The organism is Pseudomonas sp. CK-NBRI-02, assembly GCF_008124495.1.
Lineage (GTDB): Bacteria > Pseudomonadota > Gammaproteobacteria > Pseudomonadales > Pseudomonadaceae > Aquipseudomonas > Aquipseudomonas guariconensis.
Map to the genome: position 1 here is coordinate 42,297 of NZ_VSJH01000033.1, position 16,436 is coordinate 58,732.

19 protein-coding genes are annotated in these 16,436 nt (G+C 63.5%); 6 read left to right on the plus strand and 13 right to left on the minus strand.

Annotation, left to right across the window (positions count from 1 at the left end):
* The first annotated feature begins 121 nt into the window (after positions 1 to 121).
* Both DQ397_RS19295 and DQ397_RS19300 read left to right on the plus strand, forming a co-directional pair.
* A complete protein-coding gene (locus DQ397_RS19295) occupies positions 122 to 625 on the plus strand; it encodes an antitoxin Xre/MbcA/ParS toxin-binding domain-containing protein (RefSeq protein ID WP_080642120.1) in 504 nt (167 codons plus the stop codon).
* On the plus strand, positions 625 to 1,095 hold the full coding sequence (locus tag DQ397_RS19300; protein ID WP_043212697.1) for an RES family NAD+ phosphorylase: 471 nt from the start codon (positions 625 to 627) through the stop codon (positions 1,093 to 1,095). Before DQ397_RS19295 ends, DQ397_RS19300 begins: the two co-directional genes overlap by 1 nt.
* A gap of 6 nt (positions 1,096 to 1,101) precedes the next feature.
* Here DQ397_RS19300 and DQ397_RS19305 read toward each other — a convergent pair whose 3' ends face one another.
* Complete coding sequence (locus DQ397_RS19305) at positions 1,102 to 1,554, minus strand: Lrp/AsnC family transcriptional regulator (RefSeq protein WP_043212700.1); 453 nt, start codon at positions 1,552 to 1,554, stop codon at positions 1,102 to 1,104.
* A gap of 110 nt (positions 1,555 to 1,664) precedes the next feature.
* Here DQ397_RS19305 and DQ397_RS19310 point away from each other — a divergent pair, with 110 nt between their 5' ends.
* Positions 1,665 to 2,279 (plus strand): LysE family translocator, encoded by a 615-nt coding sequence (locus tag DQ397_RS19310; RefSeq protein ID WP_043212702.1) that lies wholly within the window; start codon positions 1,665 to 1,667, stop codon positions 2,277 to 2,279.
* Between the two features lie 30 nt (positions 2,280 to 2,309).
* Here DQ397_RS19310 and DQ397_RS19315 read toward each other — a convergent pair whose 3' ends face one another.
* The 9 genes from DQ397_RS19315 to DQ397_RS19355 all read right to left on the minus strand — a co-directional run bounded on the left by DQ397_RS19315 (position 2,310) and on the right by DQ397_RS19355 (position 9,507).
* Positions 2,310 to 2,873 (minus strand): NUDIX hydrolase, encoded by a 564-nt coding sequence (locus DQ397_RS19315; protein ID WP_043212704.1) that lies wholly within the window; start codon positions 2,871 to 2,873, stop codon positions 2,310 to 2,312.
* Between the two features lie 2 nt (positions 2,874 to 2,875).
* Complete coding sequence (locus DQ397_RS19320; RefSeq protein ID WP_043212706.1) at positions 2,876 to 3,628, minus strand: GntR family transcriptional regulator; 753 nt, start codon at positions 3,626 to 3,628, stop codon at positions 2,876 to 2,878.
* 90 nt (positions 3,629 to 3,718) lie between these two features.
* Positions 3,719 to 4,108 carry a carboxymuconolactone decarboxylase family protein gene (locus tag DQ397_RS19325; RefSeq protein WP_043212708.1) on the minus strand — a complete coding sequence of 130 codons (390 nt, stop codon included), beginning with the start codon at positions 4,106 to 4,108 and terminating at the stop codon, positions 3,719 to 3,721.
* Positions 4,109 to 4,230: 122 nt separating this feature from the next.
* Positions 4,231 to 4,716, minus strand: coding sequence for a flavin reductase family protein (locus DQ397_RS19330; protein ID WP_043212710.1), 486 nt, complete (start codon positions 4,714 to 4,716; stop codon positions 4,231 to 4,233).
* Between the two features lie 15 nt (positions 4,717 to 4,731).
* Positions 4,732 to 6,213, minus strand: coding sequence for an aldehyde dehydrogenase (locus tag DQ397_RS19335; RefSeq protein ID WP_043212712.1), 1,482 nt, complete (start codon positions 6,211 to 6,213; stop codon positions 4,732 to 4,734).
* Positions 6,210 to 7,043, minus strand: a complete 834-nt coding sequence (locus DQ397_RS19340) for an alpha/beta fold hydrolase (protein WP_043212713.1) — start codon at positions 7,041 to 7,043, stop codon at positions 6,210 to 6,212. Before DQ397_RS19340 ends, DQ397_RS19335 begins: the two co-directional genes overlap by 4 nt.
* A gap of 71 nt (positions 7,044 to 7,114) precedes the next feature.
* Complete coding sequence (locus DQ397_RS19345) at positions 7,115 to 7,711, minus strand: amino acid synthesis family protein (RefSeq protein WP_043212716.1); 597 nt, start codon at positions 7,709 to 7,711, stop codon at positions 7,115 to 7,117.
* A gap of 173 nt (positions 7,712 to 7,884) precedes the next feature.
* Complete coding sequence (locus DQ397_RS19350) at positions 7,885 to 8,928, minus strand: LLM class flavin-dependent oxidoreductase (protein WP_043212718.1); 1,044 nt, start codon at positions 8,926 to 8,928, stop codon at positions 7,885 to 7,887.
* A 93-nt stretch (positions 8,929 to 9,021) separates the two neighbouring features.
* Positions 9,022 to 9,507, minus strand: a complete 486-nt coding sequence (locus DQ397_RS19355) for a flavin reductase family protein (protein WP_043212720.1) — start codon at positions 9,505 to 9,507, stop codon at positions 9,022 to 9,024.
* A 317-nt stretch (positions 9,508 to 9,824) separates the two neighbouring features.
* Here DQ397_RS19355 and DQ397_RS19360 point away from each other — a divergent pair, with 317 nt between their 5' ends.
* Positions 9,825 to 11,231, plus strand: coding sequence for a cytosine permease (locus DQ397_RS19360; protein ID WP_043212722.1), 1,407 nt, complete (start codon positions 9,825 to 9,827; stop codon positions 11,229 to 11,231).
* 68 nt (positions 11,232 to 11,299) lie between these two features.
* On the opposite strand, the gene DQ397_RS19365 is transcribed toward DQ397_RS19360, so the two are convergent.
* Both DQ397_RS19365 and DQ397_RS19370 read right to left on the minus strand, forming a co-directional pair.
* Positions 11,300 to 12,943, minus strand: coding sequence for a methyl-accepting chemotaxis protein (locus tag DQ397_RS19365; RefSeq protein ID WP_372240777.1), 1,644 nt, complete (start codon positions 12,941 to 12,943; stop codon positions 11,300 to 11,302).
* A gap of 182 nt (positions 12,944 to 13,125) precedes the next feature.
* On the minus strand, positions 13,126 to 14,328 hold the full coding sequence (locus tag DQ397_RS19370; RefSeq protein WP_043212727.1) for an NAD(P)/FAD-dependent oxidoreductase: 1,203 nt from the start codon (positions 14,326 to 14,328) through the stop codon (positions 13,126 to 13,128).
* A 269-nt stretch (positions 14,329 to 14,597) separates the two neighbouring features.
* Here DQ397_RS19370 and DQ397_RS19375 point away from each other — a divergent pair, with 269 nt between their 5' ends.
* Positions 14,598 to 15,140, plus strand: a complete 543-nt coding sequence (locus DQ397_RS19375) for an Rrf2 family transcriptional regulator (RefSeq protein WP_043212729.1) — start codon at positions 14,598 to 14,600, stop codon at positions 15,138 to 15,140.
* A 35-nt stretch (positions 15,141 to 15,175) separates the two neighbouring features.
* Complete coding sequence (tam, locus tag DQ397_RS19380) at positions 15,176 to 15,952, plus strand: trans-aconitate 2-methyltransferase (protein ID WP_043212731.1); 777 nt, start codon at positions 15,176 to 15,178, stop codon at positions 15,950 to 15,952.
* Here tam and DQ397_RS19385 read toward each other — a convergent pair.
* Positions 15,942 to 16,313: a DUF2784 domain-containing protein gene (locus DQ397_RS19385; protein WP_043212733.1), complete on the minus strand. Its 372-nt coding sequence runs from the start codon at positions 16,311 to 16,313 to the stop codon at positions 15,942 to 15,944. The genes tam and DQ397_RS19385 overlap by 11 nt on opposite strands.
* Positions 16,314 to 16,436 lie beyond the last annotated feature (123 nt).

Sequence of the window (16,436 nt, forward strand, 5' to 3'; positions counted from 1 at the left end):
ATGTGCCTACAAACGTTAAAAAAACTAAGGCTGACAAACGGTTAGCAAACGGCCGATGCAAGGGCCGGGCAGGGGGTGTATCCTTCATTTGACGTTTGGGACTCATCAAATGAGGCTTTCCATGATCGAGACCACCAAAAAGCCCACGCCACGCCGCGCGCGTTACGCCACCATCGAAGGCGGACGCAAGGCCACGCCAGGCAGCGAAACCGCCGGGGTGTTCTGGGGCTATACACAGACTCATGACCAACGCACCGAAGCACAGCGCCTGGCGCAGATCCGCGACGGCTTGTCCGCCAAGCTCTACCTGGAGGTCAAGCGCTTGTTCGGCTTGCCCGAAAAACAAGTGGCCGAACTGTTCAATGCTTCGATCTCGACCCTTGAACGCCGTGTGCGGGACAACCAGCCACTCGATGCCGTGGCATCCGAGCGTCTGGACCGGATCGCCGAGATCACCCACCAGGCCGTGGCGGTGTTCGAGAGTGAGGAACAGGCTGTGGCCTGGATGTCCCAACCCAACGATGCCCTTGGCGTCATGACGCCGGTGATGCTGTGCCAGACCGAGATCGGTGCACGGCAAGTGCGTCGGGTGCTGGCGGCCCTGGAGTGGGGCGGCGTCGTCTGATGCTGGCCTGGCGTGTGGCCAAGGCCTCCCGGGCCGATGACCTGAGCGGCAAGGGAGCGGCCTTGGTTGGTGGCCGTTGGAACCAGGTCGATGTCCCTGCGCTGTACATGGGGCTATCACCGGCGATCTGCACCTTGGAGACGTTCGTGCATGCCGCCGGGCGTCCGCAGTTTCCCTTGAAGATCACCTGCTTCGAACTGCCTGACGACCCCGCCCTGTACCTGGCGCCCGGGCCGCAGGACCTGCCGCCCGGCTGGGATGCGCTGCCCGCCGACAGCCCCAGCATGGCGTATGGCACGCGCTGGCTCCAGGCCCGCAGCCATTTGGGCCTGGTCGTGCCGTCGGTGGTGTTGCAGCTTGAACGCAACCTGGTGGTCAACCCCCTGCACCCGGCCGCGGCGCACATCCGGGTGCGCGAGGTGCTCGATTTCGTCTATGACGAGCGGATGTTCAAGGTACGCGAATTCTGAGGAGGCCTACATGGGCAATTGCCGATCCTGCAGCACTTCCTTCATGACCAAGGTGGAGCTCAGCCGCTGCACATTGGGGATGCTGGTGAGCTGTTCGTCGTACAGCTTCTGAAACGCCGGCAGATCGCGAGCGACCACATGCAGCAGGTAGTCCGGGTCGCCGAACAGACGCTGGGCTTCGACGATCTGTGGGATCGCTGCCACCGCAGTCTCGAAATCCGCTACCGGTTGGCGGGTGACCTCGCGCAGGGTGACGAACACCAGTGCGGCGAAGTTCAGGCCCAGCGCGCTGGGCGCCAGGCGTGCGTGATAGCCCAGGATGGCGCCGGATTCTTCCAAGGCTTTGAGACGACGGTGGCAGGGCGAGAGGCTCAGGCCTACACGATCGGCCAGTTCGGTCACCGAAAGGCGACCGTCTTTTTGTAGCTCGGCAAGAATCTTTCGATCTGTTCTGTCCACGAGGGAGAACCTTCCATTTTTTTGAGCAATGGCGGGAATATACGAAAGAAAATCCCCCGTTGAAATCCGTACTCTTTTTTCACCCAACCGAGTGTGAAGGAAGATTCAACGTGGCAATCAGTGTGTTGACGGCGTTCTGGGCTGTGTCGATGTTGTTCGTGATCACCCCTGGCGCGGACTGGGCCTATGCCATCTCGGCGGGCATGCGCGGACGCTGGGTGATGCCAGCGGTGGCAGGGATGCTGTCGGGGCATTTTGCGGCGACCTTGATCGTTGCGGCGGGGGTGGGCAGCTTGATCGCCGGGCATCCGCTGGCGCTGTCGTTGCTGACGTTGGCCGGTTGCATCTACCTGCTGTGGTTGGGCACCAACTTGTTGCTGAGTCCGTCGGTGCCACAGGCGGGCGCATCGCACAGCCAGGAGAGCGGATCGCGCTGGGCACTGAAAGGGTTTTGCGTGAGCGGCCTGAACCCCAAGGTGTTCTTGCTGTTCGTTGCGCTGTTGCCGCAATTCACCGACCCGGCATCGAGCTGGCCGGTGTGGATGCAGATATTGCTGCTGGGCCTGGTGCACTTGGCCAGTTCGCTGGTGGTGTACCTGATGGTGGGTTACGGGGCCAAGGCCGTGCTGCGCACTCGGCCGGCGGCGGCCAAGGTCGTGGGGCGAGTGTCGGGGCTGGTGATGATCCTGATTGCGCTGGGGCTGATTGCAGGGCAGATGCGCTGAAGCTGCCGGCTGTGACGCGGGGCGCGTCGATCAGCGGATGAAATGCACCTTGCCGGTATCGTCGTTGCCCATGTAGATGCCATAGACCCCCGCCTGGCGTTCGAGGATATAGCGCTCGAGAATCTGCCGGATGGCGGGGTAGTAGATCTCGTCCCAGGGGATCTGGTCGGGCTCGAAGAAGCGGTAGGCGAGGGTCTCGGGGCCGTGCTGGCCGGTCTCTTCCGTGGCGATGGCGCGGAAGATGATGTACACCTCGCTGATCTTGGGCACGCTGAAGATCGAATAGGGCGAGACGATCTCGCCGCGCACGCCGCTTTCTTCCCAGACCTCGCGCAGGGCCGCCTGTTCGGTGGTTTCGCCGGCCTCCATGAAGCCTGCGGGCAAGGTCCAGGTGCCGGGGCGTGGCGGGATCGCGCGCTGGCACAACAGGTACTTGCCGTCACGCTCGATGATGCATCCAGCGATGATCTTGGGGTTGATGTAGTGGACGTAGCCGCACCCGGTGCAATGCAGGCGCTCGTGGGTGTCGCCGCTGGGAACGCCCCGGGCAAGCGCAGTGGTGCAGTGCGGGCAGTAGCGCGGGGCGGCGGGCATGATCAGCGGCCTATGCGAGGATCTTTGAGGGCCAGGGGTTCGACGATGTCACGGACCTTGGCGTTGTCGTCCTGCTTCTGGCGCAGGTAATCCAGAGCCACCTTGGCGGCGGCGCGCACATGGTCGACCGAGGCCTGGTGGGCGAGCTGGGGATTGCCGGTCTTGATCGCCTCGACGATCTTTTCCATTTCCCGGTTGCTGGCGCCGCGACGGTTCTGCTGGGACACCGAGGTGGCGCGCAGGTAGCTGATGCGTGCCTGCAACTGGCGCAACTGTTGGGCGGCGACTTGGTTGCCGGAGCCTTCCAGGAGCACGTCGTAGAAGCCTTGCACCGATTCGAGCACCTGTTGCAGCTCGCCTTCTTCGAGGGCTTCGCGGTTGACCTCCAGGGCGCGCTCCAGGGCGCGGATGTCCTTGGCCTTGGCATTGAGGGTGAACAGCTGGACGATCAGGCCTTCGAGCACGCAGCGCAGTTCATAGATGTCGCGGGCGTCTTCGAGCGTGATGATCGCCACCCGTGGGCCCTTGGCATCGGCGAATTCCACCAGGCCTTCGGATTCCAGGTGGCGCAGGGCTTCACGCACCGAGGTGCGGCTGACACCGAGGCGGTCGCACAGGTCGCGCTCGACCAGGCGATCGCCGGGCAGCAGGTGGAAGTTCATGATCGCCCCGCGCAGTTTGTCGAGTACGATTTCGCGCAGGGTAACGGGGTTGCGGTTGACCTTGAAGCTGTCGTCGAGAGGCTGGCGTTTCATCGATTGCGCTCTGAATGAGGCTGCCTGGCCACAACTTGAGAGCACCACGAACCTGGGGCGCTCTCCTTGCGTGGTTCGAACAGCCCGCTGTTAACGGGTTGACTCCGCATCGGCCTCGGCGAACGCTTCGCGGGCCAGGCGGAAGCTGTCCACCGCCGCGGGCACGCCGCAATAAATGCCGACCTGGAGCAGGATCTCGCGTATCTGTTCACGGCTCAGGCCATTTCGCAAGGCGCCGCGAATGTGCAGCTTGAGCTCGTGGGGCCGGTTGAGCGCGGAAATCATGGCCAAGTTTATCATGCTGCGCTCTTTGAGCGACAAGCCGTCGCGGCCCCAGACGTGGCCCCAGCAATACTCGGTGACCAGCTCCTGCAAGGGCTTGCTGAAGTCGTCGGCGTTCTGGATCGAGCGGTTGACATAGTCCTCGCCCAGCACTTGGGTGCGGATCTTCAGGCCTTTCTCGTACTTCTCGTTGCTCATTGCCGTGCTCCTGCATGAAAAAAGGGGCCGCAACCGAAGGTGAGGGGGAGGATGCGCGGCCCCCGGAAACAGGGAACGGCGTTGGTTTATTCGCGGGTAGACCAACGCCGTCCGTTCAGGTCTCAACCCAGCGGCGGCAGCGCGCCGAGCTTGCCCTTGTGATAGACCATCGGCGTGACCGGTTCGGGCGGCAGCACCAGGTTCTTCACCTGGCCAACGATGATCGCGTGGTCACCGCCGTCGTACTCGCGCCACAATTCACATTCGATGATTGCCGTGGCCTTGGCCAGCAGAGGGTTGCCCAGCTCGCTCAGGTGCCACTCGATGCCGTTGGCCTTGTCCTTGCCCTTGCCGGCGAAGGCATAGGCCTCGGCGGTCTGGTCGGCGGACAGCAAGTGAATGGCGAACTGCTTGCTGTCACGCAGGATCGGGTAGGTGTCGGAGGCGTAGTTGGGGCAGAACAGCACCAGCGCCGGGTCGATCGACAGCGCGCTGAACGCGCTGGCGGTGATGCCGACGATGCCGCCTTCGGCGTCCAGGGTGGTGACCACCGTGACGCCGGACGGGAAGGAGCCCATCACGTCTTTGTAGATGCCAGGTTCGATCATCTTGGTGCTACCTCGTTAACGCATCACGAACGGGTCGGGCATGGGCGCGGTGGAGAGGTTGATCCACACCGTCTTCAGCTCGGTATAGGCGAGCACCGAGTCGATGCCGCTCTCGCGGCCGTAGCCGCTGTTCTTGAAGCCACCAATCGGCGCCATGGCCGAGACCGCGCGGTAGGTGTTGACCCAGATGATCCCCGAGCGCACGTCGCGCGCCAGGCGGTGGGCGCGGCCCAGGTCGCGGGTCCAGATACCGGCGGCGAGGCCGAACTGTGAGTCGTTGGCGATCGCCAGGGCCTGTTCTTCGGTCTTGAAGCGGATCACCGCCGCCACGGGACCGAAGACTTCTTCCTGCATGATCTTCATCGAGTTGCTGTCGCACTCGAACAGGGTCGGCTCGTAGAACCAGCCGTCACCCTCGACCTCGGCGCGCTTGCCGCCCAGGTGCAGCTTGGCACCCTCGGCCTTGGCCGCGGCGACCAGGCCTTCGACCACAGCCAATTGCTGGGCGGTGGCCATCGGGCCCATTTCGCTGGCGTCGTCCTGCGGGTTGCCGATACGAATGCGCTTGGCGCGCTCGACCAAGCGCGAGACGAATTCATCGAAGATTTCGTCCTGCACCAGCAGGCGCGAACCTGCCACGCAGCTCTGGCCGGAGGCGGCATAGATGCCGGCCACCGCGCCGTTGATCGCACTGTCCAGGTCGGCGTCGGCGAAGATGATGTTCGGCGACTTGCCGCCCAGCTCCAGAGACAACTTGGCGAAGTTCTCGGCGCTGCTGCGCACTACATGGCGGGCGGTGGCGGCGCCGCCGGTAAAGGCGATCTTGCGCACCAGCGGATGGCGGGTGAGCGCTGCGCCGGTGCTCGGGCCGAAACCGGTCACCACGTTGACCACGCCTGCCGGGAAGCCGGCTTCATGGGCCAGGCGGGCCAGCTCCAGGATGGTCGCCGAGGCGTGCTCGGAAGGCTTGAGCACGATGGTGTTGCCGGCCGCCAGGGCAGGGGCGAGCTTGATGGCGGTCAGGTACAGCGGGCTGTTCCAGGGAATGATCCCAGCCACTACGCCGATCGGCTCGTGCACGGTGTAGGCGAACAGGTCAGGCTTGTCCAGCGGCAGGGTGCCGCCTTCGAGCTTGTCGGCAAGCCCTGCGGTGTAGTGGAAGAACTCCGGCAGGTAGCCGACCTGGCCGCGGGTCTCGCGGATCAGCTTGCCGTTGTCGCGGCTTTCCAGCTGGGCCAGGTGCTCTTTGTTCTCGGCGATCAGATCGCCCAGCCGGCGCAGCAGCTTGCCCCGCGCGGTCGCGGTCAGGCCGCGCCATGCGGCGCTTTCGAAGGCGCGCTGGGCGGCCTGCACGGCCAGCTCCACATCGGCTTCATCGGCGTCCGGCAGTTGCGCCCAGGCCTTGGCGGTGGCCGGGTCGAGGCTGTCGAAGGTCTTGCCGCTCTGTGCATCGCACCATTGGCCGTCGATGCACATCTGGAAACGTACGAGGGTCATGCAACAATCCCCTTGGCGGATTCGTTGAGGGTGCGGGCGTGCGCCAGGAAGTCCAGCAGCATCTTGTTGACCTCCCGTGGCGCTTCGACCGGCATCATGTGGCGTTGCTCGGCCAGCACCACGCTGCGGGCACCGGGGATACGCGCTGCCAGCTGGCGGGTCATCTCCGGGGTCGAGCCCAGGTCGTGCTCGCCGGTGGCGATCAGGGCCGGTACCTGGATGCTGCCCAGGTCATCGGCGCGATACATGTCTTGGGTGGCGAACAATTTATAGGTGGTCAGATAGCCCTGCGGGTCGTTACCGGCCAGGGTCTGACGAATGGCCGCGACCTGGGCCGGATTGGCGGCCTGGTATTCGCGGCTGAACCAACGCGCCAGCGCCGCTTCGGCATTGGCGTCAGGGCCGTGCTCGGCGGCCTGGGCGGCGCGGGCGATGACGCCGGCGCTCTGCTCGGGGCTGCGGTTGAACACGCTGTTGAGCACCACCAGCGCCGTCAGGCGTGCAGGGTAGTGCAGGGCGAAGGCGCGGGCGACCAGGCCACCCATGGAGAAACCGATGACCGTGGCCTGCGGGATCTGTAGGTGGTCGAGCAGTTCGGCCAGTTGCGCGGCATAGCCGGCAAGGCCGGTGTCGGCGTCGGGGCGCGGGCTCTGGCCGTGGCCGAGCATGTCGTAGGCGATGACGCGGTAGTCACCGGCCAAGCCCACGAACTGGCCGCCCCACATTTCCTTGTTCAGGCCTACGCCGTGGATCAGCACCACGGGGTGGCCCTGGCCGAGGCTCAGGTAGCTGGTCCCGGCGGGTGTACGTTCAGCAACAGGCTGAATCATGGAGGGCGCTCCTTGAAGGTCGGGCGTGGCGGCAGTGCTTGCACGCAACGCCCCGGCCCGTCTGGTTGTTGTTATTGAGCGTTGGCCTTCTCGGCGGCCAGTTCTTCCAGGTCGATGTAGCGATTGCCGATGCGCGGGTGCAGCCGGCCCCCGTCGGCCGCGCCCAGGACCACGACGATCTCGTCGGCACGCGGGGCGTCTTCGATCTGCATTTCCAGGGTGATGTAGTGCGAGCGCAGACCTTCATCGTCCTTCTGCATCATCGGGATCTGGATCGAGGTGCCTGGGCCGCCGCGCTTGTTGGTGAAGCTCAGGTAGCTCTTGGCCTGCACGGCTTCGCGGTAATGGTTGCCAAAGCGCAGGGTATGGATGACGGCGGAGGCGTGCTCGATCTCACCGTCGGCACCGACCACGGCAGCTTTGCCGTAGGCCTCGATCTTGTCGGCACCGCCGATCGCTGCGCACAGGCGCTCGACCATCAGGGCGCCTAGCTCGGAGCAGTTGGCGCGGATCTCGGGCTTGAGGTCTTCGACGAAACCGCGACCGGCCCACGGGTTCTTGATCACCACGGCCAGGCCGACCATGGTCACCGGCTTGTCGGTGGCCTTGCCGCCTTCGATGCGGGTCTCTTCGGAGTAGGTGACGATCTTGCGGATTTCGAAACTCATGGATGGCTCCTGGTGAGGGTTATCAGCTCTTGCTGTCTGATGGTATACCATAATATTGGTTGTGCAAGAGGGCGGTAGAATTTCTCTTCAGAATCGAGCGGCAAGCGGGAAGCTCCGAGCTCCAAGCCGCGCGCGCTGCTGTTTCTTGCAGCTCGCCGCTCGCCGCCGGGGAATCAGGCGAACGCCGGGACCACTTCCTTGATGAACAGCTCGAGCGACTTCTTCTTCTCGGCATGGGGCAAGCTGTTGTCGCACCAGAAGCTGAACTCATCGACGCCCAGCTCCTGGTAGTACTTGATGCGCGCGATGATTTGCTCAGGTGTGCCGATCATGGTGTTCTTGCGGATGTTCTCCAGCTCGAACGCCGGCACTTCGGCAAACTTCGATTCAGGGCTTGGCTCCAGGAAGCCGTTGACCGGAGTGGTCTTGTTGCCGAACCAGGCATCGAAGGTGCGGTAGAAGCGTGAGATGGCCTGGGCGCCGATCTTCCAGCCCTCAGGGTCGGATGGGCTGTGCACATGGGTGTGGCGCAGCACCATCAGTTGTGGGCGTGGTACGTCGGGGTTGTTGTCCAGGGCGGTCTGGAACTTGTTCTTCAGGTCCAGCACTTCTTCGTCACCCTTCATTAGCGGGGTGACCATGACGTTGCAGCCGTTCTTCACCGCGAAGTTGTGCGAATCCGGGTCGCGGGCGGCGATCCACATTGGCGGTTGGCCCTTCTGGACCGGCTTGGGCACGCTGGTGGAGGTGGGGAACTTATAGACCTCGCCGTCGTGGGCGTAGTCGCCTGCCCACAGCTTGCGCACGGCCGGGACCATCTCGCGCAGGGCTTTGCCGCCGTCGGTGGCGGGCATGCCGCCGGCCATGCGGTCGAATTCGAATTGATAGGCGCCGCGGGCCAGGCCCACTTCCATGCGGCCATTGCTGATCACATCGAGCAACGCGCATTCGCCCGCCACGCGGATGGGGTTCCAGAACGGCGCGATGATGGTGCCGGCACCCAGGCGAATGGTCTCGGTGCGTGCGGCCAGGTAGGCCAGCAGCGGCATCGGGCTTGGCGAGATGGTGTATTCCATGGCGTGGTGTTCGCCGATCCACACGGTGCTGAAACCGCCGCGCTCGGCCATCAGGGTCAGTTCGGTGAGGTCTTCGAACAGCTGGCGGTGGCTGACCTGTTCATCCCAACGTTCCATGTGCACGAACAACGAAAATTTCATGGGGCTTTCCTCGAAGCTTGGAAGTGTCGCCTGTCGGGGCAGGCGTCAGGTGTCTCGACGCATGCCTGGGCATCCGTCATATAAAGGGTGACTTCAGGCGAAGGCTGGCAGGCTGGCCATCTTGCCGCGGCAATAGACCATCGGCCGTGGCGCCACTTCAGGGACGATGAGGTTATGCACCTTGCCGACCATGATCGCGTGGTCGCCACCTTCGTATTCACGCCACAGCTCGCACTCGATGATCGCCGTGGCATTGGCCAGCAGCGGATTGCCCAGCTCGCTCAGGCGCCACTCGATTCCGGCGGCCTTGTCCTTGCCTTTCTTGGCGAAGGCATAGGCTTCGGCCTGCTGCTCGCCGGAGAGCAGGTGAATGGCAAAGCGCTTCTGCTTGATCAGTACGGGGTAGGAATCGGAGCTGTAGTTGGGGCAGAACAGCACCAGCGGCGGGTCCATGGACAGGGACGAAAAAGCGCTGGCGGTAAGGCCGACGATCGAGCCGTCGTCGTCCAGGGTGGTGATGACCGTGACGCCGGACGGGAAGGAGCCCAGGACGTTCTTGTAGATGGTTGCGTCGATCATGGCGTGTTCCTCGAGGTAGGGCAGCGGTGGTCCGCATTTTTATCGTTGATGTGTCTGATGGTATACCGTAATACCTGGATTGCAAGTGGAATTTTCACCTGTCGCACGCATGCGATGAACGGTACAGGCCCCGTATTCATTGGCGTTGCTGGGAAACTAAGTGCATTGGGGTGGGGCGCAATACGGAGCAGATGCGCCGAAAAAGCGCAGCGCAGTGTTGTCAAAAGCTTGGAATACCATAATATGGTGCGCAGCTGAGAGGCCGCCTTGAGCGGTTTCCTACAAAGATAAAAAACGACCCTTTCGAGCTGAAAACCATGTCCCAATCGTCGTCGCAGCACCAGTTTGTCGAAAACCATACGGTCGATTACGTCCCACCTGCCGAACGCCATGGGAAGGCGCGCGACCTGTTCACCCTCTGGTTCAGCACCAACATTGCGCCGTTGCCCATCGTCACCGGTGCCATGGTCGTCCAGGTATTTCACCTGAACTTGCTGTGGGGCCTGTTCGCCATCGTGCTGGGTCATCTGTTGGGCGGTGTGGTCATCGCCTTGGCGTCTGCGCAGGGACCGCAGCTAGGCATTCCGCAGATGGTCCAGAGCCGGGGCCAATTCGGCCGCTACGGCGCGTTGCTGATCGTGTTTTTCACGGCGTTGATCTACGTCGGTTTCTTCATTTCCAATATCGTGCTGGCAGGCAAGTCGATCCACGGCATCGCCCCGAGCGTGCCGATGCCCACCGCGATTGTGATTGGCGCCTTGAGTGCCACAGCCATCGGTGTGATTGGCTACCGCTTCATCCACACCCTCAACCGCATCGGTACCTGGGTCATGGGCTCGGCGTTGCTGGCGGGCTTCGTCATGATGTTCAGCCAGGCGCTGCCGGTGGACTTCTTCAGTCGCGGGGCCTTCAACCTTTCAGGTTTCGTGGCCACGGTATCGCTGGGGGTGATCTGGCAGATCAGTTTCTCGCCCTACACCTCCGACTACTCACGCTACCTGCCGCGTGAAGTGGGCATCGCCCGGCCCTTCTGGGCGACCTACTTCGGCGCCACCGTGGGCACCATCCTGTGCTTTAGCTTCGGTGTCGTGGCGGTGCTGTGCGTGCCTGAAGGCACCGACGCCATGGCTGCGGTGGAACAAGCCACCGGCTGGCTGGGCCCGGTGCTGATGGTGCTGTTCCTGTGCAACATCATTAGCCACAACGCACTCAACCTGTATGGCGCGGTGCTGTCGATCGTCACTGCCATCCAGACTTTCGCCGCCCAATGGACGCCCAGCGTCAAGGTGCGGGTGGTGCTGGCTTCGGTGATCCTGCTGGCATGCGGTATGGTCGCGCTCAACGCCTCGGCGGACTTCATCGGTCAGTTCATCGGCCTGATTCTGGCGCTGCTGCTGGTGCTGGTGCCCTGGGCGTCGATCAACCTGATCGATTTCTACCTGATCAAGAAAGGTGAATACGATATCGCCTCGATCTTTTGCGCCGACGGCGGCATCTACGGGCGCTTCAACCATCATGCGATCGTCGCCTATGCCTGCGGCATCCTGGTCCAGTTGCCGTTCGCCAATACGTCCCTGTATGTCGGGCCGTACTCGAACCTGGTGGAAGGGGCGGACCTGTCATGGCTGTTCGGCCTGCTGGTGACCTGCCCGCTGTACTACTGCCTGGCGACTCGGGGCAAGTCTTTGGGCAAGGTAGGCCGGGCTGTGAGTGCCAGCGACTGAACAAGCAGCGCGATGGGCTGCCATAAAGCCCATCGCGCGAGGCGGTCTGCGTGAGAACAGCCCTAGGCTCAGACCTTGAACTGCGCCACCATCGCGTTCAGGTCTACGGCCAGGCGGGACAGGTCCTGCGCCGCCGCGCTGGTCTGGTTGGCGCCTGCTGAGGTTTGCATGGCCAGGTCGCGGATGTTGACCAGGTTGCGATCCACCTCGCGGGCCACCTGGGCCTGCTGCTCCGAAGCGCTGGCAATCACCAGGTTGCGCTGGTTGATCGACGTGATGGCCTCGGCGATCACCTCCAGGGCCTGGCCTGCCGACTGAGCCACTTCCAGCGTGCCGTTGGCACGATCCTGACTGGTATGCATGGCGGTGACCGCACGCTCGGTGCCGGACTGAATACCACTGATCATCTGCTCGATTTCCGCTGTGGACTGCTGGGTGCGGTGGGCCAGGGCTCGCACTTCATCGGCGACCACGGCAAACCCACGTCCGGCCTCGCCGGCCCGGGCCGCTTCGATGGCCGCGTTGAGCGCCAGCAGGTTGGTTTGCCCGGCGATCGCGCCGATCACGTCCAGCACGCGGCTGATCTCGTTGGCATTGCTGGCCAGTTGCTCGATTTCCCCTGAGGTGTCGGTGACATCGCTGACCAGATACTGGATCGACGCCAGGGCTTGGTTGACCTGGTCGCGGCCCTCGCGGGTGGTTTGATCGGCGCCTTTGGACGCGTCAGCGGTGCTGACGGCGTTGTTCGCGACTTCTTCGACCGCGGCGGTCATCTGGTTGACCGCGGTGGCGGCCTGGTCGATTTCCGCGCTCTGCTGGTGCAGGCCGCGGCTGGTGTCCTCGGTGACGGTATGCAGCTCCTCGGAGGCCGAGGCCAATTGGTCGGAGGAGGCGGCGATCTTGCGCAAGGTATCGCGCAGGCTCTGTTGCATGCGGCTCAGGGCGCGCAGCAGCAGGGCGGGCTCGTCACGTCCGAGCGCCTGGATATCCTGGGTCAAGTCGCCGGTGGCCACGCGCTCGGCCACGGCCACGGCATCGGCCAGGGGAAGGACGATACTGCGGGTGAGCAGGGTGGCGATGGCGATCAGCGCTACAAGTATCATCACCAAGGCAACGACGATCAGCGAGAAGGCCTCTTCGAACACCGCGCTGCTACGTTGGGATGCTTGCTCGGCGCCTTTGGCGTTGTACTCGATGAGCGCTGCGAGGGCTTTCATCATGCTGTCGGCGTATTCGGCCAAGGGGCCATTGATCAGCCGGCGGGCCTCGTCGAGCTGTTCGGCGGCAACCGCATCACGGATGGATTTCTGCAGGCCGTGGTACCGCTCGCTCATCTGCAGGAAAGTGTTGAACAGGGCGCGGTCGTCATCGGCGATGATGGTGCGCTCATAGTCGTCCAGATTACCTTGCAGCGTCTGGTTGATCTCGGTGATTTTCTCCAGGGTGGCCTTGCGGGCCGAGGGCTGCTCTTCCAGGGCGCTGCGCAGGGTTAGGGCGCGTGCCCGGCCCAGGGCACTGCTGACATCGCCCAAGGAAATGACCGCCGGCATCCAGGTGACGCGAATCTCATCGGTGGCGCGGTCCATTTGCCGGGTCTCGTAGAGCGAGACCAGTCCCATGACCAGCACCAGAACGCCCAACAGGACGAACATGCAGGCAGCCCGTAGGCCGATTTTCAGGTTGCGTAATTGCATAGAAATGCTCCATCGCATGTGGCAGCGACCCAGCGCTGGACAGCAGGGGAGATCAGGCGCTCGATACACTGCGGATTGGGTTAAGTCCTTACCATTTCTATTGTTTTTATCGATGATGCCACAGTGCCATCACTCTTGAACAGTTGGTCAAAAAAGGGCAAAAAAAAAGAGGCCGCATTGCGGCCTCTTTGACACAGGGTTTACACGACAGGGATCAGCGGATCGGCCGCCGCCAGGGCTAGGGCTCGATCCGCCGCCGGTGGGTAGATCCACACTGTATTGATCTGGCGTTTGAGGTCCTTGCCCTCCTGGCCTTTGTACTTGAGTGTGCGTTCCCAGCCCTCGCTGAACGTCGCGCCCCAACCGCCGAGGTCGAGGCAGGTCACGTACACCGGCTGGCGGTACACCACCGGCGCCACACCCAGCAGGTCGGCGGCCGCATTGTTACCGCAGTGGCGACCCATGGGGATGGCGTGCTGGCAGGTCATCAGAGCGTGATTGCCCGACTCGTCCACCGCCGCCCAGGCCACATCGCCAGTGGCGTAGATGTGTTCCTGGCCGATCACCTTGAGGTGGTCATCCACTCGCAGGCGGCCAAAGCCGTCACGTTCGCCGGGGACCTGAGCCGTCAGCGGGCTGGCCTTGACGCCCACGGTCCAGATCACGGTCTTGCTGGCGATGTACTCGCCGTCGTCCAAGGTCACGCCGCCCGCATCGACTGCCACCACCGAGCGCCCTGTCAGCCATTGTACTCCCGCCTGTTCACAAGCTTCGACGATCGAAGGCGTGATACCTGCACCCAGCGCCGCGCCGATGCTGGGGCCACGATCGACCACCACTACCCGCACGGGGGCGTCTTCGCCGAGGATGGTACGCAGGCGCGTCGGCATTTCAGTCGCGGTCTCGATGCCGGTGAAACCACCACCGCAGACCACCACGGTATCGCGGGCCGGGGAGGCCGGCTGCTTGGTCAGGCCAACCAGGTGCTGCTCCAGGCGCATGGCCGATTCCATCTGATCGACATCGAAGGTGTGCTCGGCCAGGCCCGGGACCGGTGGGCGGGCCACCTGGCTTCCGGCGGCGAGCACCAGGCGGTCGTAACCGATTTGCCGCGGCTGGCCGTCGGCGTCGGTGTAGCCGACGGTGCGACCTTCCACATCGATGGTCTGGGCGTGCCCCTTGATGAAGGTGACTCCTACGGTCTCGAACAGGGCGCCCAGCGGCGCCTTCATGCTGTGCACGTCGCTTTCGTAGAAGCGCGGGCGGATGCGCAGTTCGGCCTGGGGAGCCAGCACACTGATGCTGACATCGCCGCGCTGGGCCTGGTCGAGCAGGCGGGCGGCGCTCAAAGCGCTCCAGACACCGGCAAAGCCGGCACCGATGATCAGGATATGTGGGTTCATGAAGGTGCTCCAACAAGGTTCGCAAGGGTAAGTGAACGAGCCTTCGGCGAGGGTCTGCACTGTCGCCGAGTAACTACGACTTTATTGGTCGTAGTTTAAAACGGCAAGGTTTTTTTGCGCACGGCGCTGCGAGTGCGTTCTGCCGTTTGGCTAGGACCTTCGGTTTAAAGGGGCTGCAAGGCTCATGAGCAAGACGGACGGCATCGCGAAATTTTGCTCGCCGATTCACATAGGCGTACTATTTGCGACAATATTGGTCGGAGATTGACATGTCCCTTTACAGTGCCGGGGTCGAATACGGCATCCATTGCCTGCTGTTTCTGGTGGATGAGCGTGGTGAAAGCCGCGAGTCCAGCGTCCGTGACCTGGCCGAGTTGCAAGGCGTGCCCCAGGAGTACCTGGCCAAGGTATTCACCAAACTCGCCCGTGCAGGGCTTGTGGCCGCTACAGAAGGCGTGCGTGGCGGTTTTCGACTGGCGCGGCCGTCCGATGAGATCACCGTGCTGGATATCGTCCACGCCATCGATGGACCGAAGAAGATTTTCGATTGCCGCGAGATCCGCGAGCGCTGCGTCCTGTTCGAGGGCGCGCCGCCGGGCTGGGCCACCGAGGGTGTCTGCGCGATCCATGCGGTGATGATGGGAGCGCAGAAGCGCATGGAGGAGGCCCTGGCCCAGCAGACCATCCTCGATCTGGCCCGGCGTTTCGGGCGCAAGGCGCCGGCGCAGTTCGGTCAGCAAATCAATGACTGGATGAGCGAGCGACGCGAAGGCAAGGGCAGTGCCGGTGACATCCCGCTGACCGAAGTCTAGGCTCTTGGCATTGAGCCTTTTGCAGGAGCCCCGTCATGGCCTGGTCCGCTACGCAGTATTCCCTGTTCGAAGATGAGCGCACCCGCGCCGTGCGTGACCTGCTCGCCGCGGTGCCCCCCCGGCCGGTACGCCATGCCACCGACTTGGGCTGCGGACCGGGCAATTCCACCGAAGTGCTGCGCGGCCAGCACCCCGATGCGATGGTGGTAGCGTTGGACAGTGACCCGGACATGATCGACAAGGCACGCCAGCGTCGTCGCCTGTGCGTGCCGCAGGTACGCTGTGAAGTCGGCGATATCGCCAGCTGGTCGGCCGCCGAGCCGCAAGACCTGATTCTCGCCAATGCCTCGCTGCAATGGGTGCCCGACCATGGCACCCTTTATCCGCACCTGATTCGCCAGCTCACCGAGGGCGGTACTCTGGCGGTGCAGACCCCCGACAACCTGGACGAGCCTGCCCATCGCCAGTTGCGTGAGATCGCCAGCCAAGGCCCCTGGGCCGACCTGTTCGCCGACTTCTCACTGCCGCCCCGGCACAACGCGGCGTTCTACTACGACTTGCTCAGCCCGCTGTGCAGCCGCGTGGATGTGTGGCGCACCACCTACCACCACCCGCTCGTGGGCGGGGCAGAGGCTGTGGTCGAGTGGTTCAAAGGGTCGGCCTTGCGTCCCTACTTGGCGCGCCTGGACGCGCAGCAGCAGGTAGATTTTTTGCAGTTGTACTTGCAAGCGATGCAGCGCGACTACCCGCCCTCGACCGATGGCAAGGTGCTGTTGGCGTTTCCACGGTTGTTCGTGGTCGCTACCCGCTAGATCGGCGCCAGCGCCGGATCACGTAGCTGTACACGACGAGGTTCTGCAACAGCACGAACAACCCCAACAGCGTCTGGATCTGGGGCGTCAATCCAGCGGGGTAGATCAGCGGCCAGATGTAGTGCTCGACGAAGCCACCCTGGTAGCCGGCCCCACCGGCCGCGGCGCGCATGCGGTTCTCCCAGCCGGTCAACGGGCAGGCCAGGTGCAGGCCCTCCACCGCCAGCCCCCAGGCCAGGGCGGGTAGGTGAATGAACAGGGCCGCGCGCCATTTGACGACCAGCAGGCCGCCGAACAGTACCAGCAGGATGAACGCCAGGTGCACCAGAACCAAGGCGTCGGCGGCAAGGCGATACAGCATGCGGTGAATCCCTGCGCAACAACGGTGCCTTGAGCATATGCCATTGCCGTTGCCGCCGGCTAAACGTCTGCTATTGCCTGTCCCGACCTGTTCGCAGGCTTACCTGGGAACAGGCCAACGCGA